This window comes from Acidovorax sp. LjRoot194 (genome assembly GCF_964253015.1).
Lineage (GTDB): Bacteria > Pseudomonadota > Gammaproteobacteria > Burkholderiales > Burkholderiaceae_C > Acidovorax.
In genome coordinates, this window is the sequence record NZ_CAXUQB020000001.1 from 1,205,734 (window position 1) to 1,231,010 (window position 25,277).

At 63.7% G+C, this 25,277-nt stretch carries 28 protein-coding genes and 1 tRNA gene; 21 read left to right on the forward strand and 8 right to left on the reverse strand.

Annotation, left to right across the window (positions count from 1 at the left end; genetic code table 11):
* The first annotated feature begins 5 nt into the window (after positions 1 to 5).
* The 7 genes from ACSQ3N_RS05555 to tatC all read left to right on the forward strand — a co-directional run bounded on the left by ACSQ3N_RS05555 (position 6) and on the right by tatC (position 4,084).
* Entirely contained in the window at positions 6 to 383 is a 378-nt protein-coding gene (locus ACSQ3N_RS05555; protein ID WP_056173516.1) for a phosphoribosyl-ATP diphosphatase, read from the forward strand.
* The gene (locus tag ACSQ3N_RS05560; RefSeq protein WP_436145778.1) at positions 380 to 766 is read left to right on the forward strand and encodes a DUF4870 family protein; all 387 of its coding nucleotides are present in this window, start codon (positions 380 to 382) and stop codon (positions 764 to 766) included. The genes ACSQ3N_RS05555 and ACSQ3N_RS05560 overlap by 4 nt, the downstream gene beginning before the upstream one ends.
* Complete coding sequence (locus ACSQ3N_RS05565; protein ID WP_436145779.1) at positions 759 to 1,829, forward strand: patatin-like phospholipase family protein; 1,071 nt, start codon at positions 759 to 761, stop codon at positions 1,827 to 1,829. The genes ACSQ3N_RS05560 and ACSQ3N_RS05565 overlap by 8 nt, the downstream gene beginning before the upstream one ends.
* Positions 1,830 to 1,992: 163 nt before the next feature.
* Positions 1,993 to 2,349, forward strand: coding sequence for a histidine triad nucleotide-binding protein (locus ACSQ3N_RS05570; RefSeq protein WP_056415424.1), 357 nt, complete (start codon positions 1,993 to 1,995; stop codon positions 2,347 to 2,349).
* A gap of 106 nt (positions 2,350 to 2,455) precedes the next feature.
* Complete coding sequence (gene tatA / locus ACSQ3N_RS05575; RefSeq protein ID WP_436145780.1) at positions 2,456 to 2,692, forward strand: Sec-independent protein translocase subunit TatA; 237 nt, start codon at positions 2,456 to 2,458, stop codon at positions 2,690 to 2,692.
* Between the two features lie 53 nt (positions 2,693 to 2,745).
* Positions 2,746 to 3,213 carry a Sec-independent protein translocase protein TatB gene (tatB, locus tag ACSQ3N_RS05580; RefSeq protein WP_056173533.1) on the forward strand — a complete coding sequence of 156 codons (468 nt, stop codon included), beginning with the start codon at positions 2,746 to 2,748 and terminating at the stop codon, positions 3,211 to 3,213.
* Between the two features lie 76 nt (positions 3,214 to 3,289).
* Entirely contained in the window at positions 3,290 to 4,084 is a 795-nt protein-coding gene (gene tatC / locus ACSQ3N_RS05585) for a twin-arginine translocase subunit TatC (protein WP_436145781.1), read from the forward strand.
* 349 nt (positions 4,085 to 4,433) lie between these two features.
* On the opposite strand, the gene ACSQ3N_RS05590 is transcribed toward tatC, so the two are convergent.
* Complete coding sequence (locus ACSQ3N_RS05590; protein ID WP_056173538.1) at positions 4,434 to 5,573, reverse strand: S1C family serine protease; 1,140 nt, start codon at positions 5,571 to 5,573, stop codon at positions 4,434 to 4,436.
* Positions 5,574 to 5,706: 133 nt separating this feature from the next.
* On the opposite strand from ACSQ3N_RS05590, the gene ACSQ3N_RS05595 reads away from it, so the two are divergent.
* From ACSQ3N_RS05595 to ACSQ3N_RS05605, 3 genes are all read left to right on the forward strand, one after another.
* Entirely contained in the window at positions 5,707 to 6,468 is a 762-nt protein-coding gene (locus tag ACSQ3N_RS05595; RefSeq protein WP_436145782.1) for a Nif3-like dinuclear metal center hexameric protein, read from the forward strand.
* 236 nt (positions 6,469 to 6,704) lie between these two features.
* Positions 6,705 to 7,733, forward strand: coding sequence for a 4-hydroxythreonine-4-phosphate dehydrogenase PdxA (gene pdxA, locus ACSQ3N_RS05600; protein WP_056173543.1), 1,029 nt, complete (start codon positions 6,705 to 6,707; stop codon positions 7,731 to 7,733).
* 329 nt (positions 7,734 to 8,062) lie between these two features.
* Positions 8,063 to 9,016 carry an IS110 family transposase gene (locus ACSQ3N_RS05605; RefSeq protein WP_436145783.1) on the forward strand — a complete coding sequence of 318 codons (954 nt, stop codon included), beginning with the start codon at positions 8,063 to 8,065 and terminating at the stop codon, positions 9,014 to 9,016.
* Between the two features lie 240 nt (positions 9,017 to 9,256).
* On the opposite strand, the gene mscL is transcribed toward ACSQ3N_RS05605, so the two are convergent.
* The gene (gene mscL / locus ACSQ3N_RS05610; protein WP_436145784.1) at positions 9,257 to 9,691 is read right to left on the reverse strand and encodes a large conductance mechanosensitive channel protein MscL; all 435 of its coding nucleotides are present in this window, start codon (positions 9,689 to 9,691) and stop codon (positions 9,257 to 9,259) included.
* A 152-nt stretch (positions 9,692 to 9,843) separates the two neighbouring features.
* Between mscL and petA the strand changes: the two genes are divergently transcribed.
* The 6 genes from petA to ACSQ3N_RS05640 all read left to right on the forward strand — a co-directional run bounded on the left by petA (position 9,844) and on the right by ACSQ3N_RS05640 (position 14,122).
* On the forward strand, positions 9,844 to 10,443 hold the full coding sequence (gene petA, locus ACSQ3N_RS05615) for a ubiquinol-cytochrome c reductase iron-sulfur subunit (RefSeq protein ID WP_436145785.1): 600 nt from the start codon (positions 9,844 to 9,846) through the stop codon (positions 10,441 to 10,443).
* Between the two features lie 11 nt (positions 10,444 to 10,454).
* Entirely contained in the window at positions 10,455 to 11,870 is a 1,416-nt protein-coding gene (locus ACSQ3N_RS05620) for a cytochrome b (RefSeq protein WP_436145786.1), read from the forward strand.
* 17 nt (positions 11,871 to 11,887) lie between these two features.
* Positions 11,888 to 12,643: a cytochrome c1 gene (locus tag ACSQ3N_RS05625; RefSeq protein WP_056161235.1), complete on the forward strand. Its 756-nt coding sequence runs from the start codon at positions 11,888 to 11,890 to the stop codon at positions 12,641 to 12,643.
* A 111-nt stretch (positions 12,644 to 12,754) separates the two neighbouring features.
* Positions 12,755 to 13,366: a glutathione S-transferase N-terminal domain-containing protein gene (locus ACSQ3N_RS05630; protein ID WP_056161237.1), complete on the forward strand. Its 612-nt coding sequence runs from the start codon at positions 12,755 to 12,757 to the stop codon at positions 13,364 to 13,366.
* A gap of 72 nt (positions 13,367 to 13,438) precedes the next feature.
* Complete coding sequence (locus tag ACSQ3N_RS05635; RefSeq protein ID WP_436147923.1) at positions 13,439 to 13,996, forward strand: ClpXP protease specificity-enhancing factor; 558 nt, start codon at positions 13,439 to 13,441, stop codon at positions 13,994 to 13,996.
* A gap of 50 nt (positions 13,997 to 14,046) precedes the next feature.
* Positions 14,047 to 14,122: transfer RNA gene (locus ACSQ3N_RS05640), tRNA-Thr, on the forward strand.
* A gap of 45 nt (positions 14,123 to 14,167) precedes the next feature.
* Here ACSQ3N_RS05640 and ACSQ3N_RS05645 read toward each other — a convergent pair.
* Positions 14,168 to 14,467 carry a hypothetical protein gene (locus tag ACSQ3N_RS05645; RefSeq protein WP_436145787.1) on the reverse strand — a complete coding sequence of 100 codons (300 nt, stop codon included), beginning with the start codon at positions 14,465 to 14,467 and terminating at the stop codon, positions 14,168 to 14,170.
* Between the two features lie 31 nt (positions 14,468 to 14,498).
* On the opposite strand from ACSQ3N_RS05645, the gene ACSQ3N_RS05650 reads away from it, so the two are divergent.
* From ACSQ3N_RS05650 to ACSQ3N_RS05670, 5 genes are all read left to right on the forward strand, one after another.
* The gene (locus ACSQ3N_RS05650) at positions 14,499 to 15,494 is read left to right on the forward strand and encodes a M23 family metallopeptidase (protein ID WP_436145788.1); all 996 of its coding nucleotides are present in this window, start codon (positions 14,499 to 14,501) and stop codon (positions 15,492 to 15,494) included.
* Positions 15,495 to 15,630: 136 nt separating this feature from the next.
* Positions 15,631 to 18,402 (forward strand): preprotein translocase subunit SecA, encoded by a 2,772-nt coding sequence (gene secA / locus ACSQ3N_RS05655; RefSeq protein WP_436145789.1) that lies wholly within the window; start codon positions 15,631 to 15,633, stop codon positions 18,400 to 18,402.
* A 155-nt stretch (positions 18,403 to 18,557) separates the two neighbouring features.
* The gene (gene argJ, locus ACSQ3N_RS05660) at positions 18,558 to 19,787 is read left to right on the forward strand and encodes a bifunctional glutamate N-acetyltransferase/amino-acid acetyltransferase ArgJ (RefSeq protein ID WP_436145790.1); all 1,230 of its coding nucleotides are present in this window, start codon (positions 18,558 to 18,560) and stop codon (positions 19,785 to 19,787) included.
* A 160-nt stretch (positions 19,788 to 19,947) separates the two neighbouring features.
* Entirely contained in the window at positions 19,948 to 20,814 is an 867-nt protein-coding gene (locus tag ACSQ3N_RS05665) for an ATP-binding protein (RefSeq protein ID WP_056161249.1), read from the forward strand.
* A gap of 42 nt (positions 20,815 to 20,856) precedes the next feature.
* On the forward strand, positions 20,857 to 21,288 hold the full coding sequence (locus ACSQ3N_RS05670) for an NUDIX domain-containing protein (RefSeq protein ID WP_436145791.1): 432 nt from the start codon (positions 20,857 to 20,859) through the stop codon (positions 21,286 to 21,288).
* 111 nt (positions 21,289 to 21,399) lie between these two features.
* Here ACSQ3N_RS05670 and ACSQ3N_RS05675 read toward each other — a convergent pair whose 3' ends face one another.
* The 5 genes from ACSQ3N_RS05675 to ACSQ3N_RS05695 all read right to left on the reverse strand — a co-directional run bounded on the left by ACSQ3N_RS05675 (position 21,400) and on the right by ACSQ3N_RS05695 (position 25,264).
* Positions 21,400 to 21,630 carry a DNA gyrase inhibitor YacG gene (locus ACSQ3N_RS05675; RefSeq protein ID WP_436145792.1) on the reverse strand — a complete coding sequence of 77 codons (231 nt, stop codon included), beginning with the start codon at positions 21,628 to 21,630 and terminating at the stop codon, positions 21,400 to 21,402.
* Between the two features lie 45 nt (positions 21,631 to 21,675).
* Positions 21,676 to 22,431 (reverse strand): cell division protein ZapD, encoded by a 756-nt coding sequence (zapD, locus tag ACSQ3N_RS05680; RefSeq protein ID WP_056161254.1) that lies wholly within the window; start codon positions 22,429 to 22,431, stop codon positions 21,676 to 21,678.
* An 85-nt stretch (positions 22,432 to 22,516) separates the two neighbouring features.
* Entirely contained in the window at positions 22,517 to 23,143 is a 627-nt protein-coding gene (gene coaE / locus ACSQ3N_RS05685) for a dephospho-CoA kinase (protein ID WP_056161256.1), read from the reverse strand.
* Between the two features lie 7 nt (positions 23,144 to 23,150).
* Positions 23,151 to 24,044 (reverse strand): prepilin peptidase, encoded by an 894-nt coding sequence (locus ACSQ3N_RS05690; protein ID WP_056161258.1) that lies wholly within the window; start codon positions 24,042 to 24,044, stop codon positions 23,151 to 23,153.
* Positions 24,044 to 25,264, reverse strand: coding sequence for a type II secretion system F family protein (locus tag ACSQ3N_RS05695; RefSeq protein ID WP_056161260.1), 1,221 nt, complete (start codon positions 25,262 to 25,264; stop codon positions 24,044 to 24,046). The genes ACSQ3N_RS05690 and ACSQ3N_RS05695 overlap by 1 nt, the downstream gene beginning before the upstream one ends.
* Positions 25,265 to 25,277: the final 13 nt, after the last annotated feature.

Here is a 25,277-nt window from a genome sequence, read left to right on the forward strand (position 1 = left end):
GAACCATGAGTTCCAACGATTCCCTCGCCCGCCTTGCGCAAGTGATCGAAAGCCGCAAGCCGGCCAACGGTGGCGACCCCGACAAGAGCTACGTCACGCGCCTCTTGCACAAGGGCCCCGACAGCTTCTTGAAGAAGATCGGCGAAGAAGCCACCGAGGTGGTGATGGCGGCGAAGGACGTGGACCATGGCGCCGACAAGTCCAAGCTGGTATACGAGGTGGCGGACCTGTGGTTCCACTCCATGGTGGCGCTGGCCCACTATGGCCTCACGCCGGCGGACGTGCTGACCGAGCTGGAGCGCCGTGAGGGCACCAGCGGCATCGAGGAAAAAGCCTTGCGCAAGGCCACTGCGCGTGCAGCCGACGAAGAAGGATCTCCATGAGCGACATCATCGACGTGACCTCCCACGAGCAACGGGCCCAGGGGCTCAAGAACATCGGCTGGGTCAGCTATGTGCTGCACCTGATCGTGGCGGTGGGCGCTGTGGTGCCCGGGGCGCAGGCCAGCGCCTTGCTGCTGATCATTGCGCTGGTGATCGACCTGGTCAAACGCAGCGACGCCGAAGGCACGTGGCAGGCCAACCACTTCTCGTGGCGCATCCGCTCGACGATCTGGGCGGGTGTTCTGTACGTGGTGACCTCGCCCCTGTGGCTGCTGCTGATCGCGCCCGGCTGGATCGCCTGGGGCATCATTTCGCTGTGGTTCCTGTACCGCATCGTGCGCGGCATGCTGGCCATGAGCAAGAACCAGGCAGTGGATGCCTGAAGAAGAACCCGCAGCGCCGCCCGCGCAGCCGCAGCCGCTGCCGCGCCTGAACCTGGCCCTGCAGGGGGGCGGCTCGCATGGCGCGCTGACCTGGGGCGTGCTGGACGCGCTGCTCGAAGACGGCCAGTGGCACTTCGACGGCGTGAGCGGCACCAGTGCCGGCGCCATGAACGCCGTGGCCCTGGCGCATGGCTTTGCCAAGGCGGCCCACGAGCACAAGCACCCGCACGAAGCCCACTTGGCCGGCTGCCAGGAGGCGCGCAATACGCTCACCCGGCTGTGGGAAGGCGTGGGCACGCTGGGCAGCCTGATGTGGGGCTCGCCGCTGTCAGCGGCCAACCCTATGATGGGGCTGATGCGCCAGTGGCTCTCGCCCTACCAGACCAACCCGCTCGACATCAACCCGCTGCGCCGTTTGCTCGAGCGCGAGGTGGACTTCGACCTGCTGTGCACCGGGCGGCGCGCCATCACAGCCGCGGGCGGGCCCAAGGTGTTCGTCTGCGCCACCAATGTGCGCACGGGGCGCGGTGAAATTTTCTCAGGCCCCAAGCTCAGCGCCGATGCGGTGATGGCGTCGGCCTGCCTGCCGCTGCTGTTTAAGGCTGTGGAGATCGACGGCCAGCACTACTGGGACGGCGGCTACTCCGGCAACCCCGCGCTGCATCCCCTGATCTACCAGACCGAGACCTCCGACATCCTGCTGGTGCAGATCAATCCCATCGAGCACCTGGAGCTGCCCCACTCGGGCCAGGAGATCATGGAGCGCATGAACGAGGTCACCTTCAACGCCAGCCTGCTGGCCGAGATGCGCGCCATCGAGTTCGTGCGCCGCCTGCTGGCCGAGGGCAAGCTGGACCCGCGCCGCTACAAGAACGTGCGCATGCACCGCATCGACGGCGGCTCGGTGCTGGCGCCCTTCGGCGCCGACAGCAAGACGCGTGCGGACCTGGCCTTCGTGCGCAAGCTCTTTGCCCTGGGCCGCACGGCGGGGCAGGAATGGCTGCACGCGCACCGCAAGGATGTGGGCGTGCGGCCGACCATCAAGATCCCTGACAATGCTTGAAGCCCCCTGTGTCGCCTGCGGCGCCTTCCCCCTCAGGGGGACGCCACCCGTGGCCTGGCGGAGCCAGTTCCACGGTGGCGCTGGCCTGGGGCGCGCCGGTTGCAATGGCTTGGGGGCTGGGCAGCGCCCGGTGAACTGTTAACTTCGTACCGACATTTTTCTCATGCACGATCCGAACTGCCTTTTCTGCAAGATCATCGCGGGCCAGATTCCTTCGAAGAAGGTCTACGAGGACGAAGAAATCTTCGCCTTTCACGACATCCACCCCTGGGCGCCTGTGCACTTTTTGATGGTGCCCAAGCGGCATATCCCTTCGATGGCGCAGGTCACCGCCGACGACGCGGGCGTGCTGGGGCGCATGATGGCGCTGGCGCCGCGGCTGGCCCTCGAGCAGGGCTGCAACCCGTATCCGGAAGGTGGCTTTCGCGTCGTGGTAAACACCGGGGTGGAAGGCGGGCAGGAGATCCACCACCTGCATGTGCATGTGATGGGCGGCCCGCGCCCGTGGCTCAAAGGCTGAACCAGGCTGACGGGTGGTGCAGGGAGATTCCCGCGGTCCGTCATGGGCTGTGAACTCTTGTCGCGCCCCCCGTCTAAAATGATTGCAATTCGTTAGGAGATATTCCATGGGCTCTTTTTCCATCTGGCACTGGCTGATCGTGCTGCTGATCGTCGTCATGGTGTTCGGCACCAAGAAGCTCAAGAACATGGGCTCCGACCTCGGGGGCGCCGTCAAGGGCTTCAAGGACGGCATGAAGGACGGCTCGGCCGACGCCGCCGCGACCCCGCCCGCAGGCCATGTGGCCAATAACCCAGCTGCCGACAAGACCACCATCGATGTCGAAGCCAAGCAAAAAAGCTGAGCTGGCTGCACGGGTGACCCTGCTCCCTGCATGCTGTGCGCTGACTGACACCCATGATTGATATTGGCCTGTCCAAGATGGCGCTGATCGGCGCCGTGGCGCTGATCGTCATCGGCCCCGAAAAGCTCCCCCGCGTGGCCCGCACGGTGGGCACCTTGCTCGGCAAGGCCCAGCGCTACGTGTCCGACGTGAAGGCCGAGGTCAACCGGTCCATGGAGCTCGATGAGCTCAAGAAGATGAAGGACACGGTGGAGAACGCGGCGCGTGACGTTCACCAGTCCATTCAGACCAACGCCAGCGAGTTCGAAAAAGACTGGGCCAGCAGCGTCACCGACTCGAGCAACGCCGACCTGCACGAGCCCCTGGCTGCGGTGGTGCCTGCCTACAAGCACCCCGGCAAGAACTGGCGCCTGAAGCGCGGTGCCGTGCCCCAGTGGTACAAGGCCAAGAGCGGCGTGCGCACCAAGGCGCAGTCCGGCGCGGCCCGCGTGGCGCGCTACCGTCCCCAGAAATTCCACTGATTGATCCGAAAGCGCCAGCAAGCAGCCGGCGTCGCCGTGCGCTGGTTGGGCGGCCCCTACGCCCTGAAAAACCACTATGTCCGAAACCCCTTCCAAAGAAGACGAGCTGGCCGGTACCGAGCAGCCCTTCGTGCAGCACCTGATGGAGCTGCGCGACCGGCTGGTCAAGGCGCTCATTGCCATCGCCATCGCGGCGGCAATCCTGTTCTTCTTTCCCGGCCCTGGCGCGCTGTACGACTTTTTGGCGGCGCCGCTGGTGGCGCACCTGCCCAAGGGTGCCACGCTGATCGCCACATCCGTGATCTCGCCGTTCATGGTGCCGCTCAAGATTTTGCTGATGTCGGCGTTTTTGCTGGCGTTGCCGTTTGTGCTGTGGCAGGTGTGGGCCTTCGTGGCACCGGGCCTCTATTCGCACGAGAAGAAGCTGGTGCTGCCGCTCGTGATCTCCAGCACGCTGCTGTTCTTCATCGGTGTGGCGTTCTGCTACTACCTCGTGTTCGGGCAGGTGTTCGCGTTCATCCAGAGCTTTGCGCCCAAGAGCATCACGGCCGCGCCAGACATCGAGGCGTACCTGAGCTTCGTGCTGTCGATGTTCCTGGCGTTCGGCCTGTCGTTCGAGGTGCCCATTGCCGTGGTGGTGCTCGCCCGCATGGGCATCGTCAGCGTGCAGAAGCTGCGCGAGTTCCGCGGCTACTTCATCGTGATGGCTTTCGTGATCGCTGCGGTCGTCACGCCGCCGGACGTGGTCTCGCAGCTGTCGCTCGCCATCCCCATGTGCCTGCTGTACGAAGTGGGCATCTGGGCTGCGCAGATCTTCATCAAGCACACCAAGGCGCCGGAAGAAACTGAAGAATCCCCTTCAGCTTCGTGATCCGCAGTCCGTAGCGGCTGGTTGGCAGCGACACTGACGGTGTGGCAGGCATGTCGCGCCGCCAGACGTTACCCAAAAAAATAGCTGCCACCGCCTGATATACGGGCGTTGGCAGCTATTTTTTTGATAGCGCTCTGGACGTTGGCAGTGGCAATGGCAGTGGCAATGGCAATGGCAATGGCATTGCGGTTGGGGTACTTCGCAAGACCGGCGCGATTCCCTAGCCACATGATCTGGATCTGACCCGTCCAGACCGCCCGCAGTACCCGCTTTGTCTCGGCGGACCGCTCGACGGACGACTCGGCAGGTCAACGGCTGAGCGGCTTGGCGGCGGCTCAGCGGCCAGCGTTTATTGGCGCCTCTTCGGCTTGGGCCGCACGCCGGGCGTGATGTTCAGCTCCACCATCTTGTCGGCGCGCTGCACGTTGAACGGTGCCGCCGTGCCCGGCTTGAGGCCTGCCACGGCGGTCAGCAGCTCGGACACGTTGCCCACGTTCTTGCCCTCCACCTTCACGATCACGTCACCCGGACGCATGCCGGCCTGGGCGGCGGGGCCGTCCTGCAGCACGCCGGTGATGATCACGCCTTCGGTGGCCTTCACGCCAAAGGTCTCGGCCAGTTCGGGCGACAGCTCGTTGGGCTCCACGCCGATCCAGCCGCGGGTGACCTGGCCGTCCTTCACGATGCCGTCGAGCACCAGCCGCGCCGTGGACACGGGGATGGCAAAGCCGATGCCCATGCTGCCGCCCGAGCGCGAGTAGATGGCAGTGTTGATGCCCATGAGATTGCCGTTCACGTCCACCAGCGCACCGCCCGAGTTGCCAGGGTTGATGGCGGCATCGGTCTGGATGAAGTTCTCGAAGGTGTTGATCCCGAGTTGCGTGCGGCCCAGCGCGCTCACGATGCCGCTTGTGACCGTCTGGCCCACGCCGAACGGGTTGCCGATGGCCAGCACCTGGTCGCCCACGGCCAGGCCGTCGGAGTTGCCCAGCACGATGACGGGCAGCTTGTCGAGCTCGATCTTGAGGATGGCCAGGTCGGTGTCGGGGTCGGTGCCGATCACGCTCGCCCGCGCACGGCGGCTGTCGGTGAGCGTGACCTCGATCTCATCGGCGCCTTCGACCACATGGTTGTTGGTCAGGATGTAGCCGTCGGGGCTCACGATCACGCCGCTGCCCAGCCCGGCCTGGGCTTGTGCGCCCTGGTCGCCAAAGAAGAACTGGAACCACGGGTCGTTGCTGCGCGGATGGCGCACCGCCTTGCTGGTGTTGATGCTGACCACGGCGGGCGCTGCCTTGCGCGCTGCGGCACTGAAACTGCCAGCCACTGGCTGCGACGAGGGCGCAGACGGGGCTTCCAGCAGTGCGATGCCTGCGCCGGAGCGCGTGGCGCCGCGGTGGAGCCAGTCGGGTTGCAGCGTGGCAACAACGAAGTAGGCGGCAACAAACACGGTCACGGCCTGGGAAAAGAGCAGCCAGATGCGCTTCATGGGGTCCTGTCGAATGGTCTGAAATCGAAGAAGCCGGGCGGGCTCCGGTGTGCGGGACCGCTGCGCTTCTTCCTGGCCACATTGTCCCCCAAGGCTGAAACAATGGGCGCCGGCCGCGCGCGACAATAGGCGCATGAGCATTTCCCGCACCGCGCTTTTGCAGGCCTTCGACAGCCTGCTGCAACCCGAACGCTTCAAGGACTACGGGCCCAACGGTCTGCAGGTCGAGGGCAAGCCCGAGGTGCGCCGCATCATCAGCGGCGTGACCGCCAGTCGCGCGCTGATCGACGCGGCCATCGCCGCGCAGGCCGACGCGATCTTCGTGCACCACGGCCTGTTCTGGCGCGGGCAGGACGGCCGCGTCACGGGCTGGATGAAGCAGCGCCTGCAGCGGCTGCTGGCCCACGACATCAACCTGTTCGCCTACCACCTGCCGCTCGATGCACACCCCGAGCTGGGCAACAACGCGCAACTGGGCCGCGTGCTGGGCTGGACGGCCGACGCCCGCTTTGGCGAGCAGGACCTGGGCTTTGTGGCGACCGCGGCCTTCCCCGATGGCCAGGCGCTGGCAGACCATGTGGCGGGCGCCCTGGGCCGTGCCGTGACCCTGGTGCAGCCCGAGCCCGATGGTGCACCGCAGCCCATCCGCCGTGTGGCCTGGTGCACAGGCGGCGCCCAGGGCTACTTCGAATCGGCCATCGCAGCCGGGGCGGATGCCTTCATCACCGGCGAGATTTCGGAGCCGCAGGCCCACCTGGCGCGTGAAATGGGCGTGTGCTTCATCGCGGCCGGGCACCATGCCACCGAGCGCTACGGCGCGCCGGCCGTGGCCGGGCATGTGGCGAAGCAACTGGGGTTGGAGCACACGTTCATCGAGATTGACAATCCGGCATGAAGCGCATGACGCGCATCAAGTGCATGAAGTGCATGAAGTGCATGAAGTGCATGAAGTGCATGACGTGTACATCCGTGTCCCCAGCACTGGCATCGACCCCTCCACCCCATGATCAGGAGCGCTGGCATGCTGAGCCTGCGCGCCCGGGTAGCAGGGTGGTCTACTATTAAATTCATAGCTGCTTGCGCTTGTCCATAGAGCGGCAGGCAGTGATTTCATTCAAAACGCGGACTTCCATGAAGACACTGGCCATCACCCAAGGCGACCCCGCAGGCATCGGCCCCGAGATCGTGGCCAAGGCCTTTCGCGATGCGCCCGGCGACCTCAAGGGCTGCTTCGTGGTGGGCGACACCGCCACGCTGCGCCGCGCTGCCCAGGCCATTGCGCGCCGTGGCGTGCCATCGGTGCCCGTGGCGCAGATCGGCGCGCCCGCAGAGGCGGTCGACATGCCGCCCCGCTGCATTCCGGTCCTGCAACTGGCCGGCATTCCGGGCCCGCAACCCTGGGGGCAGATCGGCGCCGCTTCAGGGCGCGCGGCAGCGGACTGTGTGGTCTGGGCCACACGCGCGGCGCTGCGGGGCGAGGTGGCGGGGCTGGTGACGGCGCCGCTGCACAAGGAGGCCTTGTCGGCCGCAGGCGTTACCTTCCCGGGCCACACCGAATTGCTGCAGGCCGAGGCGGCCCACCACCAGGGCGTTGCGCTGTCGGCCATGCCCGTGCGCATGATGCTGGCCAGCGACGAGCTGCGCACCGTGCTGGTCAGCATCCACGTCTCGCTGCGCGAGGCCCTGGCAGCCGTCACGCACGAGAACATTCTGCAGACGCTGCAGATCACGCACGCCGCGCTGACCCGCAGCCTGGGCCGCGCCCCGCGCATGGCGGTGGCGGGGCTCAATCCCCATGCAGGGGAGGGCGGCCTGTTCGGCCGTGAAGAGATCGAGGTCATCGCCCCGGCCATCGCAGAAGCCCGCGCCCAGGGCCTGGATGCCCACGGCCCGTTCGCACCCGACACCGTCTTCATGCGCGCCCGCCACACGCCCGCGCGGCCCGGCGAGTTCGACGTGGTCATCGCGATGTACCACGACCAGGGCCTGATCCCCGTGAAGTACCTGGGCGTGGACAAGGGCGTGAACGTGACCCTGGGCCTGCCCCTGGTGCGCACCAGCCCCGACCATGGCACGGCGTTCGACATCGCAGGGCAGGGCGTCGCCGACGCCGCCAGCCTCATCGAGGCCGTGCGCATGGCGCGAGCGCTGTGTGGGTGAATTGCCTGCTGCCGCTTGATGGTAAATCGCTAGCAGCTATCGTTAAGATAGCAAGCGGAAGAGGCGCCCTGAAGCCGGCACGCCATCTATGAAACTGGCACACCCCACGCCAGTGCACCCGTGGAACCGGCTTGTATGGTGGAGGTGTTGGGGTGGAGGGCCTGAATACCGACTATCGGCTTTGACCGACTGGCAAAGATAGCCCCCACCCCGCCCCTGAGCGTCGATAAGGAACTGAGCCGCACCTCAGCGCCGATCTGTAAGCAAGCTAACGCCTGTGGCGGGATTCCACCCCAACGATCGTCATTGTTCATTGGAGGAATCTCATCATGCAAGTACCCCTTTGTTTCATCGGCGTGGACGTCTCCAAGGCTGAGCTGGTCGTGGCCACCCACGGCCAGGACGCTTGCCTTGCCGTCTCTAACGAGTCCACTGCCATCGTGCAGTGGTTGCACACCCTGCCCCCTGGCGCGCTCTTGGCCATGGAGTCCACCGGCCGCTTTCACCAGCTGCTGGCCACCCTGGCCGCCGGCATGGGTTTGACGGTGTTCGTGCTCAACGCCCGCGATGTGTACTTCTACGCCAAGGGCCTGGGCGCGCGCGGCAAGACCGACCGGGTGGATGCCCGGATCATTGCCCGCTACCTGGCCGAGCACCACGAGCGGCTGCACCCGCACTGTGTCCCCAGCGCCTGTCAGGCCGAACTGGAGCAGTTGCTGGGCCAGCGCTGGACGGCGGTGACCAAGCGCACCGCGCTGCGTCAGTCGCTGCGCGGCTGCAGCACGAGCATCGCGCAGGCGGCCGCGGGGCTGGAGGACGCCTTTGGCACCTTGCTGCACACCATCGATGGGCGCATTACGCAGTTGATCAAAGAGCAAGAGCAGTTGCACCGCGCTCGCACGTTGCTGCAAAGCATCGTGGGCATCGGTCCCCAATCGAGCGCGTTGCTGGTCACCGTGCTCGATCGCGTGGCGTTTTGCAGCTGTGATGCGCTGGTGGCCTACAGCGGGCTGGATCCCCGGGCCCACGACTCTGGGCGTAGCAGGGGGCGCAGGCACTTGTCCAAGCGAGGGAATCCGGCGCTGCGCCACCAGATGTTCATGGCGGCGATGTCGGCGTGCCACACGGTCACGTTTGCGGCGACCTACCAAGCGCTGCGCGCCAGGGGGCTCAAGAGCACAGAGGCCCTGGTCGTGCTGGCGCGCAAGCTGCTGCGCATTGCCTTTGCTGTGTGGCGATCGGGCAAGCCGTTTGATGCTCATCGCATCACCCCAAGCGCTTGACTCGAACCATAGAACCTTTGCCGGGCCATGGGGTGCGTCCCCCCACGGGGGAAACGGCGCAGCCGCTCAGGGGGTTTCCAATCCTTCCCGTGGAACCGGCTCTGCCGGGCCACCGGAGGCGTCCCCCTTGGGGCTGAGGCCTGCGGCTCCAAGCCTGCCTGCGCAGGCTTGGACAGGCCGAAGAGGCCGCGCCTGCGGCGCGCGCCACCGTGGCGCGCAGAGCCTCAGGGGGTTATCTTTTCAGGGGGTCTTCTTCAGGCTATCGCGAATCTCGCGCAGCAGCACGATGTCCTCGGGCGTTGCCGCAGGCGCTGGCGGGGCTGCCGGGGTTTCGCGCTTGAGCCGGTTGATCTGCTTGATCATCATGAAGATGATGAACGCCAGGATGATGAAGTTGACCGCCACGGTCAGGAAGTTGCCGTAGGCAAACACCGGCACGCCCGCCTTCTTGAGGGCATCGAGCGTCATGGCCGTGCCTGGCGGCACCGAGCCCAGCACCACGAACAGGTTCGAAAAATCGAGCTTGCCGAACACCAGGCCGACCACCGGCATGATGAGGTCGGACACCACCGAATCGACGATCTTGCCGAACGCGCCGCCGATGATCACGCCGACTGCGAGGTCGATCACATTGCCCTTGACCGCGAATTCCCTGAATTCCTGCACCATGCCCATGGCATCCCCCTTCTCGCTTGAAATGTTGATGCCGGAGTATTGCCCAGAGTCAAGCCCTGTCAACCCTCCCCGGATGCGATTGAAATAACCATTTTCACTCCGCTACAATTCGCGGTTGACCCCAATGTAGCGATGATCAATCGAGGATCCCCATGAGTGACACTCCAATCGACTCCAGCAAGCGGACGTGGATCATCACGTCGGCATGTGCTGGTGCGGTGGGCGGCGTGGCAACCGCCGTTCCTTTCGTGAGTACGTTCCAGCCCTCCGAGCGCGCCAAAGCCGCCGGGGCTGCAGTCGAGGTGGATATTTCCGCCCTCAAGCCGGGCGAGAAGCTCACCGTGGAGTGGCGCGGCAAACCCGTCTGGATCATCAAGCGCACCCCCGAGCAACTGGCCGAGCTGCCCAAGCTCGACGGCCAGCTGGCGGACCCCAAGTCCGAGCGCAAGCCCTCCGAGCTGACGCCTGAGTACGCGCGCAATGAGGCGCGTTCGATCAAGCCAGAGATTTTTGTCGGTGTGGGCATCTGCTCGCACTTGGGTTGCTCCCCGTCGGACAAGTTCCAGATCGGCGCCCAGCCTTCGTTGCCCGACGACTGGAAGGGCGGCTTCCTGTGCCCTTGCCACGGCTCCACGTTCGACATGGCCGGCCGCGTGTTCAAGAACAAGCCCGCGCCCGACAACCTTGAAGTCCCTCCGCACATGTACCTGTCCGACACGCGCCTCGTGATCGGTGAAGACAAGAAGGCTTGACGGAGAACGACATGGCCCACGAATTCAAAGAAATCTCCCCCAACGCACCGATCAGCGCGCAGGTCACGAACTGGTTCGAGAACCGGTTCCCGACGGCCTTCGACGCCTACAAGGTGCACATGTCGGAGTACTACGCTCCGAAGAACTTCAACTTCTGGTACATCTTCGGCTCGCTGGCGTTGGTGGTGCTGGTGATCCAGATCGTGACCGGCATCTTCCTGGTCATGCACTACAAGCCCGATGCCGCCAAGGCGTTCGAGTCGGTCGAGTACATCATGCGCGACGTGCCGTGGGGCTGGCTGATCCGCTACATGCACTCCACGGGCGCGTCGGCGTTCTTCGTGGTGGTGTACCTGCACATGTTCCGCGGCCTCATCTACGGCAGCTACCGCAAGCCGCGCGAGCTGGTCTGGGTCTTCGGCTGCGCGATCTTCCTGTGCCTGATGGCCGAGGCCTTCATGGGCTACCTGCTGCCCTGGGGCCAGATGTCGTACTGGGGCGCCCAGGTGATCGTGAACCTGTTCGCCGCCATTCCCTTCATCGGCCCTGACCTGGCGCTGCTGATCCGGGGCGACTACGTGGTGGGCGACGCCACGCTGAACCGCTTCTTCAGCTTCCACGTGATTGCCGTGCCGCTGGTCCTGCTGGGCCTGGTGGTGGCCCACTTGCTGGCGCTGCACGATGTCGGCTCCAATAACCCCGACGGCGTGGAAATCAAGGGCCCGCAAGCCCCCAAGGATGCCAACGGCAAGCCGCTGGACGGCGTGCCCTTCCACCCTTACTACACGGTGCACGACATCTTTGCGTTGAGCATGTTCCTGATGGCGTTCACGGCGGTGGTGTTCTTCGCGCCCGAGTTCGGTGGCTACTTCCTCGAGTACAACAACTTCATTCCTGCGGACCCGCTCAAGACCCCTGCGCACATCGCACCGGTCTGGTACTTCACGCCGTTCTATTCGATGCTGCGTGCCATCACCACCGAAATGATGTACGTGCTGGTGCTGTGCGTGGTGGCCGGTGCGGGCTTCGGCATCCTCAAGGCCAAGCTGCCCAGCTTCGTCAAGGCAGGCATCGCCGTGGCGGCCATTGCCGTGATCGCGATGATGCTGTCGATCGACGCCAAGTTCTGGGGCGTGGTGGTGATGGGCGGTGCCGTGATCATCCTGTTCTTCCTGCCCTGGCTGGACTACAGCCCCGTCAAGTCGATCCGCTACCGTCCTGACTGGCACAAGTACCTGTACGGTATCTTTGTGATCATCTTCCTGATCCTGGGCTACCTGGGCGTACAGCCTCCGTCGGCCATCGGCGAGCGTGTGTCGCAGGTCGGTACGCTGTTCTACTTCGGCTTCTTCCTGCTGATGCCCTGGTGGAGCCGCATCGGCAAGGCCAAGCCCGTGCCCGACCGCGTGACCTTTGTGGCGCACTGAGCCTGGAGACAACAACAATGAAGAAACTCATCCTCACGTTGATCGCCGCCCTGGGTATTGCCACGGGCGCGCAAGCGGCCGAAGGCGGCATTGCCTGGGACAAGGCGCCCAACAAGACCAACGACCTGGCCTCCCTGCAAAACGGCGCCAAGGTGTTCGTCAATTACTGCCTGAGCTGCCACTCCGCTGCGTACATGCGGTTCAACCGCCTGCGCGACATCGGCCTGACCGAGCAGGACATCAAGGACAACCTCTTGTTCACGACCGACAAGGTCGGCGAAACCATGAAGGCGTCCATCGATCCCAAGCAGGCCAAGGAATGGTTCGGCGCCAACCCGCCCGACCTGACCGTGATCGCACGCTCGCGCGCCGGCCACGGCGGCACGGGTGCCGACTACCTCTACACCTTCCTGCGCACGTTCTACCGTGACGACACCAAGGCCACGGGCTGGAACAACCTGGCCTTCCCGAGCGTGGGCATGCCCCATGCGCTGTGGCAGATGCAGGGCGACCGCCGCCCCGTGTTCGAAGAGCACGAAAGCCATGGCCACAAGACCCAGGTCTTCAAGGGCTGGGAGCAGGTCAAGCCAGGCACGATGACCCCGTTGCAGTTCGACCAGACTGTGGGTGATCTCGTGAACTACCTGCAATGGATGGGCGAACCCGCCCAGAACACCCGCGTCCGAGTTGGCGTGTGGGTGCTGCTCTTCCTCGGTGTTTTCACCGTCATCGCCTGGAGGCTGAACGCGGCCTTCTGGAAGGATGTGAAGTAAGCAGCACGAACCGTCGATCCATGAGAAGGCGCCCTTCGGGGTGCCGCCGGATTGTTTGCAGAGTGGGCGCTCATGGCGTCCCACTCTTTTGATTTTTAGGAGCTTCCCACCATGATGGTGCTTTACTCGGGTACGACCTGTCCCTTCTCCCACCGCTGCCGTTTCGTCCTGTTCGAAAAGGGCATGGACTTTGAAATTCGCGATGTGGACCTGTACAACAAGCCCGAAGACATCAGCGTGATGAACCCGTACGGCCAGGTGCCCATCCTGGTCGAGCGCGATCTGATCCTGTACGAGTCGAACATCATCAACGAGTACATCGACGAGCGCTTCCCGCACCCGCAGCTGATGCCCGGCGACCCAGTGGACCGCGCCCGCGTGCGCCTGTTCCTGCTCAACTTCGAAAAGGAGTTGTTCGTGCACGTGAACATCCTCGAGTCGCGCGCGACCAAGGGCAACGAAAAAGCGCTGGAAAAGGCCCGCTCGCACATCCGCGACCGCCTGACGCAACTGGCCCCCGTGTTCCTCAAGAACAAGTACATGCTGGGCGACAACTTCTCGATGCTGGACGTGGCGATTGCACCGCTGCTGTGGCGCCTGGACTACTACGGCATCGATCTGTCGAAGAACGCCGCCCCGCTGCTGAAGTACGCCGAGCGCATCTTCTCGCGCCCTGCCTACATCGAAGCGCTGACGCCGTCCGAAAAGGTCATGCGCAAGTAATGCTGTCGAGGCTCCGGGCTCCCGGGGCCTCCTGTCCACTTTCTTTCATCCACCGAAGCTGCCACCTTGTTCATGACCGCCCAGGAATCCACCTCCACGCGCCCGTACCTCATTCGTGCCCTGTACGAGTGGTGCACCGACAACGGGCTCACCCCCTATGTCGCAGTGCGCGTGGACGAGTCCGTGCAGGTGCCGCGCGAGTACGTGAAGGATGGCGAGATCGTGCTGAACATCAGCTTCGATGCCACCAGTGCGCTGCAGCTGGGCAACGATTTCATCGAGTTCAAGGCCCGCTTCGGCGGTAAGCCGCGCGAGATATTGGTGCCAGTCGGCAGGGTCATCGCCATCTATGCCCGTGAAAACGGTCAGGGCATGGCGTTCCCGCCGCCGGTGGATGTTCTGGGTAGCCCTGCGGGTGCGCCTTCCGTGATCGAGCCGATGTCGGCAGCGGAGCCGGCGGCCACCGCTTCGGCGACGGCCAGCGTCGTGCCGCTCTCAGCGGCAGAAGACCGTGTCGTGCAGTTGGTTTCGGTCGACGAAAGCAAGAAGGACGACGGCCCTGGCGACGATGCTCCGCGCCCTCCGCCCACTGCAGGCGGCGCGCGGCCTTCACTCAAGCGCGTGAAATAAGCGCGGTTTTCGATTTTTGGCTGCGTTTTCCACGATAAGATGCAGCCCTCGCCGGTTTAGCTCAGTTGGTAGAGCACCCGCCTTGTAAGCGGTAGGTCGTCAGTTCGATTCCGACAACCGGCACCATTTTTCTCCCCCGTTCTCCCTATTCCCTGGTTCAGACCCTGTCCGTCAGGTTTGAACTTTCAGGCGAATCACGTTAACCTCCCACCCCCGGGTGCGCAAATGCGCCCCGAATGCAGGCAGCAGCTGGCGGATTTTTGCCGCTGCGGCATTGCTCTTGACCAGCAGGCACCAGGAATCCCCGTCGATGGGACCCGCCTGGATCGCTGGGCGCAAGGTTGCGGGTATCAGCATTTCAATGGCTTTGAGCCGATCACTGGAGTCGCGGGTCAGCGCTGTCAGTCGGGCCAGCGTGGGAGAGTCCTGGCTGGCTTTCTGCAGGGTGACTGCGTAGTGGCGGCGGTTCATGGCGTGCGTCTTCGGGCGTGGAGAATTCGTAGTGCATCTGATTATCACGGACGCCCGGCTGGCACGCAGCCGCGCCATCCATCTGTCGGGCTCGCGCCTGGTCCTGGCGGGGCTGGGGCTGTCGCTGTGCCTCATGCTGGTGGCCGCCACGCTGTACCACTGGGTGTTCCTCAAGGGCGCGCGTGAAGGCTGGCCCATCGTGGGCTCGCTGGTGCGTCTGGTCGTGAAGGACGAGTTTGCCGAGCGCGACCGTTTCATGCGCGCCAACCTGGATGCCATGGCACGCCGTGTGGGCGAAATGCAGGCCCGCATGGTGCAGCTGGAGTCGCTGGGCGACCGCGTGCTGGGTCTGGCCGGCATGGCGCCCTCGGACATTCAGAAATCCGATGCGCGCGGCGGCGTCCTCGTCAGTGCCCGTGACCTGTCGATGGAGGAATTGCAGGCCACGCTGGATGAGCTGGAACGCTTGACCAACCAGCGCGTGGACTTGATGACGGTGCTCGAATCCCGCCTGTTCGACCAGCACATCCGCAAGAAGATGATCCCCACCCACGCGCCCGTCACCGGCCGCGCGCCGGGTTCGGCGTTCGGCTGGCGGGTGGACCCGATCACCGGGCAGTCGGCGCTACACACGGGCCTGGATTTTCAGGCCGATACCGGCACGGCCATCCTGGCGGCTGCCGGTGGTGTGGTCGTCACGCAGGAGTTTCACCCGGCGTACGGCAACATGATCGAGGTGGACCACGGCAACCAGCTGGTCACGCGCTACGCCCATGCCTCGCGCACCCTGGTCAAGCAGGGCGACATCGTCAAGCGTGGGCAGAAGATCGCCGAGGTGGGCACCACGGGGCGTTCCACGGGGCCGCACCTGCATTTCGAGGTGCTGGTGCAAGGGGTTTTTCAGGACCCGCAGAAGTTTCTGAGCGCAGGCGGCACTGTGCCTTCCAACGCGCCGGGTCCGCAGGTCGCGTCGATCCAGCCCCGTGCTTCGCCTGCCCAGACTGCTGCGCCCATGGCGGGCAGGTAAAATCGCCGGTCCGGTGTTCACGGCCAGGGTTGCATTGCTTGCAATCCTCGGTGTTGAACCCACCTGAACTCAATTCATCTTAGGGATTTCGGTCGCTTGGCGCGCTGGTTTGCAGCGGCCCGGCGGTCCTGTTCGCATGGCCACCAACTTCCTCACCAAATTATTCGGCAGCCGCAACGACCGGCTCCTCAAGCAGTACCGCAAGACGGTGTCCCGCATCAATGCGATGGAGCCTGAGTACGAGAAGCTGTCGGACGAGCAGCTCAAGGCCAAGACGCAGGAGTTCAAGGAGCGCGTCGCCAAGGGCGAGTCGCTGGACGACATCCTCCCCGAAGCGTTCGCCGTGGTCCGCGAAGGCTCCAAGCGCATCATGAAGATGCGCCACTTCGACGTGCAGCTGCTGGGCGGCATGGCCCTGCACTTCGGCAAGATCTCCGAAATGCGCACTGGCGAAGGCAAGACGCTGACCGCCACGCTGCCCGTGTATCTGAATGCCCTGTCGGGCAAGGGCGTGCACGTGGTGACGGTGAACGATTACCTCGCCAACCGCGATGCGCAGTGGATGGGCCGGCTGTACAACTTCCTGGGCCTGACGGTGGGCATCAACCTGCCCAACATGCCGCGCGAGCAAAAGCAGGAGGCCTATCGCGCCGACATCACGTACGGTACGAACAACGAGTACGGGTTCGACTACCTGCGCGACAACATGGTCTACGAAGCCGCAGACCGCGTGCAGCAGGGCCTGAACTTTGCCATCGTGGACGAAGTGGACTCGATCCTGATCGACGAGGCGCGCACGCCCCTGATCATCAGCGGCCAGGCCGAAGACCACACGGCGATGTACATCGCCATGAACAAGGTGGTGCCCCTGCTGGTGCGCCAGGAAGGCGAAGCCGACGCCCGCACCGGCGAGGGCGTGACCAAGCCCGGCGACTTCACGCTGGACGAAAAGACCCACCAGGTGTTCCTGACCGAACAGGGCCACGAAAGCGCCGAGCGCATTCTGGCCAGCCAGGGCCTGATCGCCGAGGGTGCCTCGGTGTACGACCCTGCCAACATCACGCTGATGCACCATCTGTACGCAGCGCTGCGTGCCAACCACCTCTACCATCGCGACCAGCACTATGTGGTGCAGGACGGCGAGATCGTGATCGTGGACGAGTTCACCGGCCGCCTGATGTCGGGCCGCCGCTGGAGCGAAGGCCTGCACCAGGCCGTGGAAGCCAAGGAAGGCGTGAACATCCAGGCCGAGAACCAGACGCTGGCCTCCATCACGTTCCAGAACTATTTCCGCCTGTACAACAAGCTGGCCGGCATGACCGGCACGGCCGATACCGAGGCCTATGAGTTCCAGGAGATCTACGGCCTGGAAACCACGGTGATCCCGCCCAACCGTCCGAGCAAGCGCGACGACCAGCTCGACCGCGTCTACAAGACCACGCGCGAGAAGTACGAAGCGGCGATCAAGGACATCCGCGAATGCCACGAGCGCGGCCAGCCCGTGCTGGTGGGCACCACGTCGATCGAGAACTCCGAAATCATCGACCAGCTGCTGAACAAGGAAGGCCTGCCGCACCAGGTGCTCAACGCCAAGCAGCACGCCCGTGAAGCGGACATCGTGGCCCAGGCCGGGCGCGCGGGCATGATCACCATTGCGACCAACATGGCCGGCCGTGGTACCGACATCGTGCTGGGCGGCAACATCGAGAAGGACACGGCGGCCATCGAGGGCGACGAATCCCTGTCCGAGTCCGAGCGCGAGGCCCAGCTGGCCGCGCTGCGCGAGCGCTGGAAGGTGGACCACGACAAGATCAAGGCCCTGGGCGGCCTGCGGATCATAGCCACCGAACGCCATGAATCGCGCCGCATCGACAACCAGCTGCGTGGCCGCTCGGGCCGCCAGGGCGACCCCGGCTCCTCGCGCTTCTACCTGAGCCTGGACGATTCTCTGATGCGCATTTTCGCGGGCGACCGCGTCAAGGCGATCATGGACCGCCTGAAGATGCCCGATGGCGAAGCCATCGAAGCCGGCATCGTCACGCGCAGCATCGAGTCGGCCCAGCGCAAGGTGGAGGCCCGCAACTTCGACGTGCGCAAGCAACTGCTGGAGTACGACGACGTCTCCAACGACCAGCGCAAGGTGATCTACCAGCAGCGCAACGACATCCTGGACGCTGCGGACCTGTCCGACGTGATTGCCGCGATGCGCGAAGACTGCATGACCGACCTGGTGCGCCAGTACGTGCCCGCCGAGTCGGTGGAAGAGCAGTGGGACCTGCCGGGGCTCGAGAAGGTGCTGGCCGAAGAGTGGCAGGTCTCCCTGCCGTTGCAGCAGGAAGTGCAGGGCGCGAGCAGCGTCACCGACGACGAAATCTTGGAGAAGGTGCTGCAGGCTGCCCACGCATCGTTCGATGGCAAGGTGGAGCAGGTCGGCCGCGAGAACTTCACGCAGTTCGAGCGCATGGTGCTGCTGCAAAGCTTCGACTCGAACTGGCGCGACCACCTGGCAGCGCTCGACTACCTGCGCCAGGGCATCCACCTGCGCGGCTACGCGCAAAAGCAGCCCAAGCAAGAGTACAAGCGCGAGGCTTTCGAGCTGTTCCGCCAGCTGATCGACCTGGTCAAGAACGAGGTCACCAAGATCCTCATGACTGTGCAGGTCCAGTCGCAGGCGCAGCTGGACCAGGCCGCCCAGGACATGGAAAGCCGCGGCGAGAGCATTGCCAACGTGACCTACACCGCCCCCACCGAAACGGGCGATGTGGAAACCACGCTGGGCGCGCAGGCGCAGGGCGCATCCGGCGAGCCCCTGCCGGAAGAGCTGCAAGGCCTGCGCATCGGCCGCAACGACCCGTGCCCATGCGGCAGCGGCAAGAAGTACAAGCAGTGCCACGGCAAGCTGGCTTGATCTTCTGACTCATGCAACACGGGCTTCGGCCCGTGTTTTCATTGGCGCGCCACGGTTTTCCGCATAATTGGCCGCAGTTTTCATCGGGCGGATGCCCGGGCAGGTGGCCCGTGTCGCATCCGTCGTCTTCTTCCAGATAGAAAGGCCCAGTTCCCATGCCTGTGAATCTCGTTGCCCCCGTTGCCGCCGACCTGTACCCGATCGCCGGCGTGCGCATCGGTGTGGCCGAAGCCGGTGTCCGCAAAGCCAACCGCAAGGACCTCACCGTCTTCCTGCTGGACGAGGGTGCCAGCGTGGCGGGCGTGTTCACCCAGAACCGCTTTTGCGCAGCGCCGGTGCAGATCAGCCGCGACCACTTGGCCAGCGGCCAACCGATCCGCGCGATGCTGATCAACACCGGCAACGCCAACGCTGGCACCGGCGCAGATGGCCTGGCGCGTGCGCGCGCGACCTGCATCGCCCTGGCGCGCCAGCTGAGCGTGGCGCCCGAGCAGATCCTGCCGTTCTCCACCGGCGTGATCATGGAGCCCCTGCCCAACGACCGCATCGAAGCTGGCCTGCCTGCAGCCATCGCCGACGCGCAACCGGGCCACTGGGCCCGCGCAGCCGAAGGCATCATGACCACCGACACGCTGCCCAAGGCGTTCTCTGCGCAGGTGCAGATCGGCGGCGCCACGGTCTCCATCACCGGCATCAGCAAGGGCGCAGGCATGATCCGCCCCAACATGGCCACCATGCTCGGCTTCATGGCCACGGACGCCTGTGTGGCCCCTGCCCTGATGCAGCAGTTGGCCCGCGAGCTGGCCGACGGGTCCTTCAACCGCGTGACCATCGACGGCGACACATCGACCAACGACTCGTTCGTGGTGGTGGCGACCAACAAGGCCGCGCACGCGCCCATCACGTCGCTGGACAGTCCCGAGGGCCAGGCTCTGAAGGCGGCCATGCTGGCGGTGTCGCAAAAGCTCGCCCAGGCCATCGTGCGCGACGGCGAGGGCGCCACCAAGTTCATCACCGTGCGGGTGGAAGGCGGCAAGACGGGCGAGGAATGCCGCAAGGTGGCCTACGCCATCGCCCACTCGCCGCTGGTCAAGACGGCGTTCTACGCCAGCGACCCAAACCTGGGCCGCATCCTGGCGGCCGTGGGCTATGCGGGCATCGACGACCTGGACCAGACCGGCATCGACCTGTACCTGGACGACGTGCATGTGGCCATCCAGGGCGGCCGCAACCCGGCCTACCGCGAAGAGGACGGCCAGCGCGTGATGAAGCAAAGCGAGATCACGGTGCGGGTGCTGCTGGGCCGTGGCAACGCGGCCGACACGGTGTGGACCTGCGACTTCAGCCACGACTACGTGACGATCAACGCCGACTACCGGTCTTGATCCCGCGGGGCGCTTCACGCCGGCTCGTCGGCGCGGGGCGTGTCGGCGGCCGCGGGCTTGAGCGCCAAAGCGGTGCTTGCGCGTTGGCAGACCTGTTGTGTCACGATGCTATAAAGTTGATAGCTGCTTGCGCTTGTGTATCAAGCGCTAGGTGCCAGAAATGAATGAAAAATTTGAACATCTGATCGAGCGGGCCGAGCAACTCATCGCCCGTATCGAGTCCGTGCTGCCCCAGCCTCTGGGCGCGCCCGACTGGTCACAGGCCATCGCCTGGCGCTACCGCAAGCGCAGCAGCGGCCACGGCACCCTGGAGCCCGTGCGTCACGTCGCGGCGATGGCGCTGTCGGACCTGAAAGAGATCGACGCGCAAAAGGAAAAGATCGAGCGCAATACGCGGCAGTTCGTGCAGGGCCGGGCCGCCAACAACGTGCTGCTGACGGGGGCGCGTGGTACCGGCAAGTCATCCCTGATCAAGGCCTGCCTGAACACCTACGCGCCCGAGGGCCTGCGCTTGATCGAGGTGGACAAGGCGGACCTTGTCGACCTGCCGGACATCGTCGATGTGGTGGCTGGTCGCCCTGAGAAGTTCATCGTGTTCTGCGACGACCTCAGCTTTGAAGAGGGCGAACCGGGCTACAAGGCGCTCAAGTCCATCCTCGACGGGTCGGTGGCTGCATCCACGCCCAATGTGCTGATCTACGCCACCAGCAACCGCCGCCATCTGCTGCCCGAGTACATGACGGAGAACCTGACCTACACCCACACCGAGGATGGCGAAGTCCACCCCGGTGAGGTGGTGGAAGAGAAGATCTCCCTGTCGGAGCGGTTTGGCCTGTGGGTAAGCTTCTACCCCTTCAGCCAGGAGGAGTACCTCACCATCGTCGCGCAATGGCTGTCGTCGATGGGCGTGTCCGCAGACGCGATCACAGCCGCACGCGGCCAGGCGCTTGTCTGGGCGCTGGAACGCGGCTCGCGCAGCGGGCGCGTGGCCTACCAGTTTGCACGCGACTACGCGGGGCGGGAATGAAAGCGGTCGCCATGCCACCGCACGGCTCCGGGAAGGATTGCCATGGTTGAAGATCGCAAACACACCGAGGTCGCGGTCGGCATCCTGGTGCGTGCCGACGGCGCCCTGCTGCTGTCGACCCGCCCGGCGGGCAAGCCTTATGCCGGGTATTGGGAGTTTCCGGGAGGCAAGCTCGAAGTGGGCGAAACCGTAGAGCAGGCGCTGCGCCGCGAACTTATCGAAGAACTGGGCGTGACCATCGGCCCGGCCTCCGTCTGGAAGGTTACCGAGCACGACTATCCGCATGCGCTGGTGCGCCTGCATTGGTGCAAGGTGTGGGAGTGGAGCGGTGACTTCGAGATGCGCGAGGGCCAGGCGATGGCCTGGCAGCAGATGCCGCTGAACGTGGTGCCTGTCCTGCCCGGCGCTTACCCGGTGCTGGAGTGGTTGGCCCAGGAGCGCGGACTCTCGTTTGTGCCGCCTTCAGCTTTATAAGATAGATTGCTATCAAATAAATAGCTGCTAGCGCATGCCTGGTCAGCGGTCAGTGGCTTTTCGCTTGGGTTCATCCCCGCGTTTGCAGCGGGCATGCCGCTATCACCGATGTCAGTGCTCCGTGCGCGGATCGCCGTACTGCGCATCGCCCCGCGGTGCTTCCGTCGGCATGCGGAAATCTTCGCTGGCCCATGCACCCAGGTCCACCTGCTTGCAGCGTTCGCTGCAGAAGGGGCGGTAGGCGTTGGCGGGGCTGTACACACTGTCGCCGCCGCAGCTGGGGCATACCACTATGCGTTCCTGGGAGGCGCCCGCGGCGGTGGGGCGTGGGGTGGAGGCCATCTTCGTCGTCATCCTCAAATCACAGAGCGCTGCAAGCCAGCAGGCTCAAGCGCACAGGGTCAGCTCAAAAGCTGCATCCTCGTTGCTGGCGTGCAGCCGTGTGTCAGCCTCTAGCCGCATGAGGCGCACCGACACGATGAGGCGGTTGCCGCTGATCTCGGGAATCAGGTTCAGTGCAGGATCGATGCGCAGGCGCAGCAGCTGGAACGTGCGGCCCTGCGGCAGGTTCTGCTGGAACTGCCCACGCTCGGCGGCCACCTTTTGCGGCACACCGGAGTCGCGCAGCAGCTTGAGCAGTACGTAAATGGATTCGGCCAGCGGGGCCAAGTTGGACGCCCACTGTTCCAGCGCCTCCTGGCGCACACCGGGGGCGTAGTGCTGCCAGGCGTAGTAGGCCGGCAGATCGAACCCGCAGGTACCCCCCGGAATGCCCACCCGGCTGCGGATGCTCATGAGCCAATCGTTCTCGGTGAGGATGTGGCCAGATTTGCCTGACTGGGTGTTGAGCGCGTTGAAGCAGCGGTCGAGCTGAGCGATCACCGCATCGAGTGCGGCTTCGGAAATCGACGGATTGCCGCGGTAGCTGTCGAGCTGGTGCTTGTGCTTCTCGATGTCCTTAAGCACGTCCGACTTCAAGTCGGCCCGCGCGGCCACGTCCATGATCTCGAAGATCGTGACCAAAGCGAAATGATGGTCCAGGGCGTGGGGGCGGGGGATCAGCTCCCCAAGGCGCCGAAAGAGCTGCTCCAGCCGCAGGTAAGTGCGTAGGCGCTCATTGAAAGGATATTCGTAAAGGATCACGCTGGCGGGTTCCTGGGGGATCAGGGAGTGTTCTGACGCCGGTAGCGCACGGCAGGGGGTGAAAGCACAAACGGTTTGACCCGCATCATAGCCCGAACAATGATGCTGTCTGCTGCGCGCGCTCCCGCAGCTGCTCGAGCGTGCAGTCCGCGTCGTTGGCAATGACCGCATCGGCCACCGCACGGCGCGTTGTCCTGCTGGCCTGCGAGGCAATGATGCCTTCCACCGTTTCCCGGCTCAAGCCACTGCGTTGCATCACGCGTCTGATCTGCGTCTGCGCAGAGCAATCCACCACCACCACTGCATCCAGCCGCCCCGCCCACCGGCCGGACTCTGCCAGCAGGGGGATGTCGAAAACGATGAGCCTGCGCCCCTCATCGATAGCTTGTTGCGCCTTGAGGTTGCTGTGCAGCGTGACCAGCGGGTGAACGATGCCCTCAAGCTGCGCACGGGCGTCCGGGCGGCTGAATGCGAGCGCTCGCATGCGTGCACGGTCCAAGGCGCCCGTCGCCACATCCACGAAATCGCTGCCAAACGCGGCGGCTATCGCCGACATGGCCGCCCCTTGCGGTCCGGTGACGTCGCGGGCAATCTGGTCTGCATCGATCAGCGCAGCGCCTTGCTCCGCCCAGATGTGGCCCACCGTGCTCTTGCCGCTACCTATGCCGCCAGTCAAGCCCAGGCGCCATGGGCGATGGTTGGGGTGCGGCATGGGGTGGCTAGAGGCCGAAGAGCTTCAGCACCGCATTCAAAATGGACTGGGGCCCGAAAACCATTGCAGTAAAGCCGGCCCCGACCAGAAAAGGGCCGAAAGGCACATATCCGCCCTCACGCAGACTGCTGGCCATCTTCATGCCGATGCCAGTGATGGCGCCAATGACAGACGACATCAGGATGATGGGCACCAGTGCCTGCCAGCCAAACCATGCTCCCAAGGCAGCAAACAGCTTGAAATCGCCGTAGCCCATGCCCTCTTTGCCGGTCGCCAGCTTGAAGCCCCAGTACACCAGCCACAGCGACACATAGCCCGCAGCAGCGCCGGCCACGGAAGACTGCAGCGTCACATCGGTCCACTGCAAGGAAGACGCCAGCAACCCGGCCCACAACAAGGGCAGGGTGATGTCATCCGGCAACAAAGTGGTATCCCAGTCGATGAACGCCAAGGCCACCAACGCAGCAGAAAAGCCGCACCAGGCAATGCCTGTCGGGGTGACACCCCAACGCTGGATACAGAAGAAAAACAACGTGCCCGTGGCCAGTTCCACCAGTGGGTATCGAATGGAGATACGCACCTTGCACGCCGAGCACCGGCCGCGCAGGAAGAGATAGCTCAGTACGGGAATGTTTTCATACCACTGCACCTCGTGCCCGCAAGAGGGGCAGCGAGACCGCGGCGTCATGAGATTGAAAGGCGCCTGCTGTTGGAGTGCTTGCTCCGCCACTGCGTCGTTCCGCAGTGGTTCGTCTGCCTCTGCAGACATTGCCGCCAGTTCAGCAGCCCATTGACGCTCCATCATCTTCGGAAGCCGATAGATGACAACGTTGAGGAAGCTCCCGATCAACAGCCCGAATATTCCGCCGAGCCCCGCACTCAGCCAAGTCTCCATCTCCATTACACGACTTGGCCCAGTTTGAAGATGGGCAGGTACATTGAAACTACGATACCACCGATAAGACTACCCAAAAATACAATAATGATTGGCTCCATCAGACTGGACAGCCCAGCGACCATTTCGTCCACCTCAGCCTCGTAAAAATCTGCAGCCTTGCCAAGCATGTGGTCAATAGAACCGGACTCTTCGCCGATAGCGCACATCTGCAACACCATTGAGGGAAAAATATTAGCATTTCCCATTGCGGCAGTAAGGCTAGTGCCTGTAGAGACCTCCTGTTGGATTCTTTCGGTTGCCATTGAATATACTGAATTTCCAGATGCGCCACCGACAGAATCTAACGCTTCGACCAACGGGACCCCAGCTGCGAACATGGTGGATAAAGTGCGCGTCCAACGAGCAACGCAGGATTTCTCAATGAGAGCGCCAAAAATAGGGATTTTAAGCAGGAGACGGTCCATGAATTTTTGAACTTTCTCATTTCGCTTCCAGGCTTGCATGAAGAAATAGAAAGTTCCACCAATACCCCCAAAAATTAACCACCACCATTGCACAAAAACTTCACTGACGGCCATTACAAATAAAGTAGGTGCCGGCAAATCGGCCCCGAATGAGGTGAAAACTTCTTTAAATGCGGGAATGACGAAAATCATGATCACCGCAACTACTACAAAAGCTACGATAACCACTGAAATGGGATACATTAGAGCCGATTTAATTTTTGATTTAATGGCTTCAGTTTTCTCCATGTAGGTGGCCAACCTATCAAGCAGCGCCTCGAGAATACCAGCAGCTTCTCCTGCCTCAACCAGATTGCAATACAGGCTGTCGAAATACATCGGGTGCTTGCGAAAGGCCGCATTTAGAGATGTACCCGTTTCGACATCAGTTCGGATGTCATTCAGCAATTTAGTAACGCTTGCGTTTGTGTTGCCACGTCCTACAATATCGAATGATTGAAGAAGCGGAACCCCTGCTTTCATCATTGTCGCCAGTTGGCGGGTAAATAATGCAATATCTTTGGGCTTAATCGATTTGCCAGAGCGCATTCTGCGCTTTTTAATTTTTGTAGGAAATACGCCTTGACGGCGCAGCGTAGCCTGCACCTGGTTTTCGCCAGAGGCACGCACTTCCCCGCGTACAATCTTGCCGTGGCGGTCCTTGCCCTCCCATTCGTAAACGAATTCTTTGATATCGCGTATTGATGCAGCGGTTGCCATATGAACCCTCTAA

Bases quoted from the DNA above. Each gene is read 5' to 3' on its own strand.
- tatA (WP_436145780.1), top strand. From the start codon at position 2,456: ATGGGCTCTTTTTCCATCTGGCACTGGCTGATCGTGCTGCTGATCGTC.
- argJ (WP_436145790.1), top strand. From the start codon at position 18,558: ATGCCTGTGAATCTCGTTGCCCCCGTTGCCGCCGACCTGTACCCGATC.
- tatC (WP_436145781.1), top strand. From the start codon at position 3,290: ATGTCCGAAACCCCTTCCAAAGAAGACGAGCTGGCCGGTACCGAGCAG.
- ACSQ3N_RS05625 (WP_056161235.1), top strand. From the start codon at position 11,888: ATGAAGAAACTCATCCTCACGTTGATCGCCGCCCTGGGTATTGCCACG.
- pdxA (WP_056173543.1), top strand. From the start codon at position 6,705: ATGAAGACACTGGCCATCACCCAAGGCGACCCCGCAGGCATCGGCCCC.
- ACSQ3N_RS05635 (WP_436147923.1), top strand. From the start codon at position 13,439: ATGACCGCCCAGGAATCCACCTCCACGCGCCCGTACCTCATTCGTGCC.
- petA (WP_436145785.1), top strand. From the start codon at position 9,844: ATGAGTGACACTCCAATCGACTCCAGCAAGCGGACGTGGATCATCACG.
- ACSQ3N_RS05690 (WP_056161258.1), bottom strand. From the start codon at position 24,044: ATGGAGATGGAGACTTGGCTGAGTGCGGGGCTCGGCGGAATATTCGGG.
- ACSQ3N_RS05695 (WP_056161260.1), bottom strand. From the start codon at position 25,264: ATGGCAACCGCTGCATCAATACGCGATATCAAAGAATTCGTTTACGAA.
- ACSQ3N_RS05605 (WP_436145783.1), top strand. From the start codon at position 8,063: ATGCAAGTACCCCTTTGTTTCATCGGCGTGGACGTCTCCAAGGCTGAG.
- ACSQ3N_RS05620 (WP_436145786.1), top strand. From the start codon at position 10,455: ATGGCCCACGAATTCAAAGAAATCTCCCCCAACGCACCGATCAGCGCG.
- tatB (WP_056173533.1), top strand. From the start codon at position 2,746: ATGATTGATATTGGCCTGTCCAAGATGGCGCTGATCGGCGCCGTGGCG.
- coaE (WP_056161256.1), bottom strand. From the start codon at position 23,143: ATGCCGCACCCCAACCATCGCCCATGGCGCCTGGGCTTGACTGGCGGC.
- ACSQ3N_RS05665 (WP_056161249.1), top strand. From the start codon at position 19,948: ATGAATGAAAAATTTGAACATCTGATCGAGCGGGCCGAGCAACTCATC.
- ACSQ3N_RS05560 (WP_436145778.1), top strand. From the start codon at position 380: ATGAGCGACATCATCGACGTGACCTCCCACGAGCAACGGGCCCAGGGG.
- ACSQ3N_RS05670 (WP_436145791.1), top strand. From the start codon at position 20,857: ATGGTTGAAGATCGCAAACACACCGAGGTCGCGGTCGGCATCCTGGTG.
- ACSQ3N_RS05645 (WP_436145787.1), bottom strand. From the start codon at position 14,467: ATGAACCGCCGCCACTACGCAGTCACCCTGCAGAAAGCCAGCCAGGAC.
- ACSQ3N_RS05555 (WP_056173516.1), top strand. From the start codon at position 6: ATGAGTTCCAACGATTCCCTCGCCCGCCTTGCGCAAGTGATCGAAAGC.
- ACSQ3N_RS05565 (WP_436145779.1), top strand. From the start codon at position 759: ATGCCTGAAGAAGAACCCGCAGCGCCGCCCGCGCAGCCGCAGCCGCTG.
- ACSQ3N_RS05570 (WP_056415424.1), top strand. From the start codon at position 1,993: ATGCACGATCCGAACTGCCTTTTCTGCAAGATCATCGCGGGCCAGATT.
- secA (WP_436145789.1), top strand. From the start codon at position 15,631: ATGGCCACCAACTTCCTCACCAAATTATTCGGCAGCCGCAACGACCGG.
- ACSQ3N_RS05630 (WP_056161237.1), top strand. From the start codon at position 12,755: ATGATGGTGCTTTACTCGGGTACGACCTGTCCCTTCTCCCACCGCTGC.
- mscL (WP_436145784.1), bottom strand. From the start codon at position 9,691: ATGGGCATGGTGCAGGAATTCAGGGAATTCGCGGTCAAGGGCAATGTG.
- ACSQ3N_RS05595 (WP_436145782.1), top strand. From the start codon at position 5,707: ATGAGCATTTCCCGCACCGCGCTTTTGCAGGCCTTCGACAGCCTGCTG.
- ACSQ3N_RS05590 (WP_056173538.1), bottom strand. From the start codon at position 5,573: ATGAAGCGCATCTGGCTGCTCTTTTCCCAGGCCGTGACCGTGTTTGTT.
- ACSQ3N_RS05675 (WP_436145792.1), bottom strand. From the start codon at position 21,630: ATGGCCTCCACCCCACGCCCCACCGCCGCGGGCGCCTCCCAGGAACGC.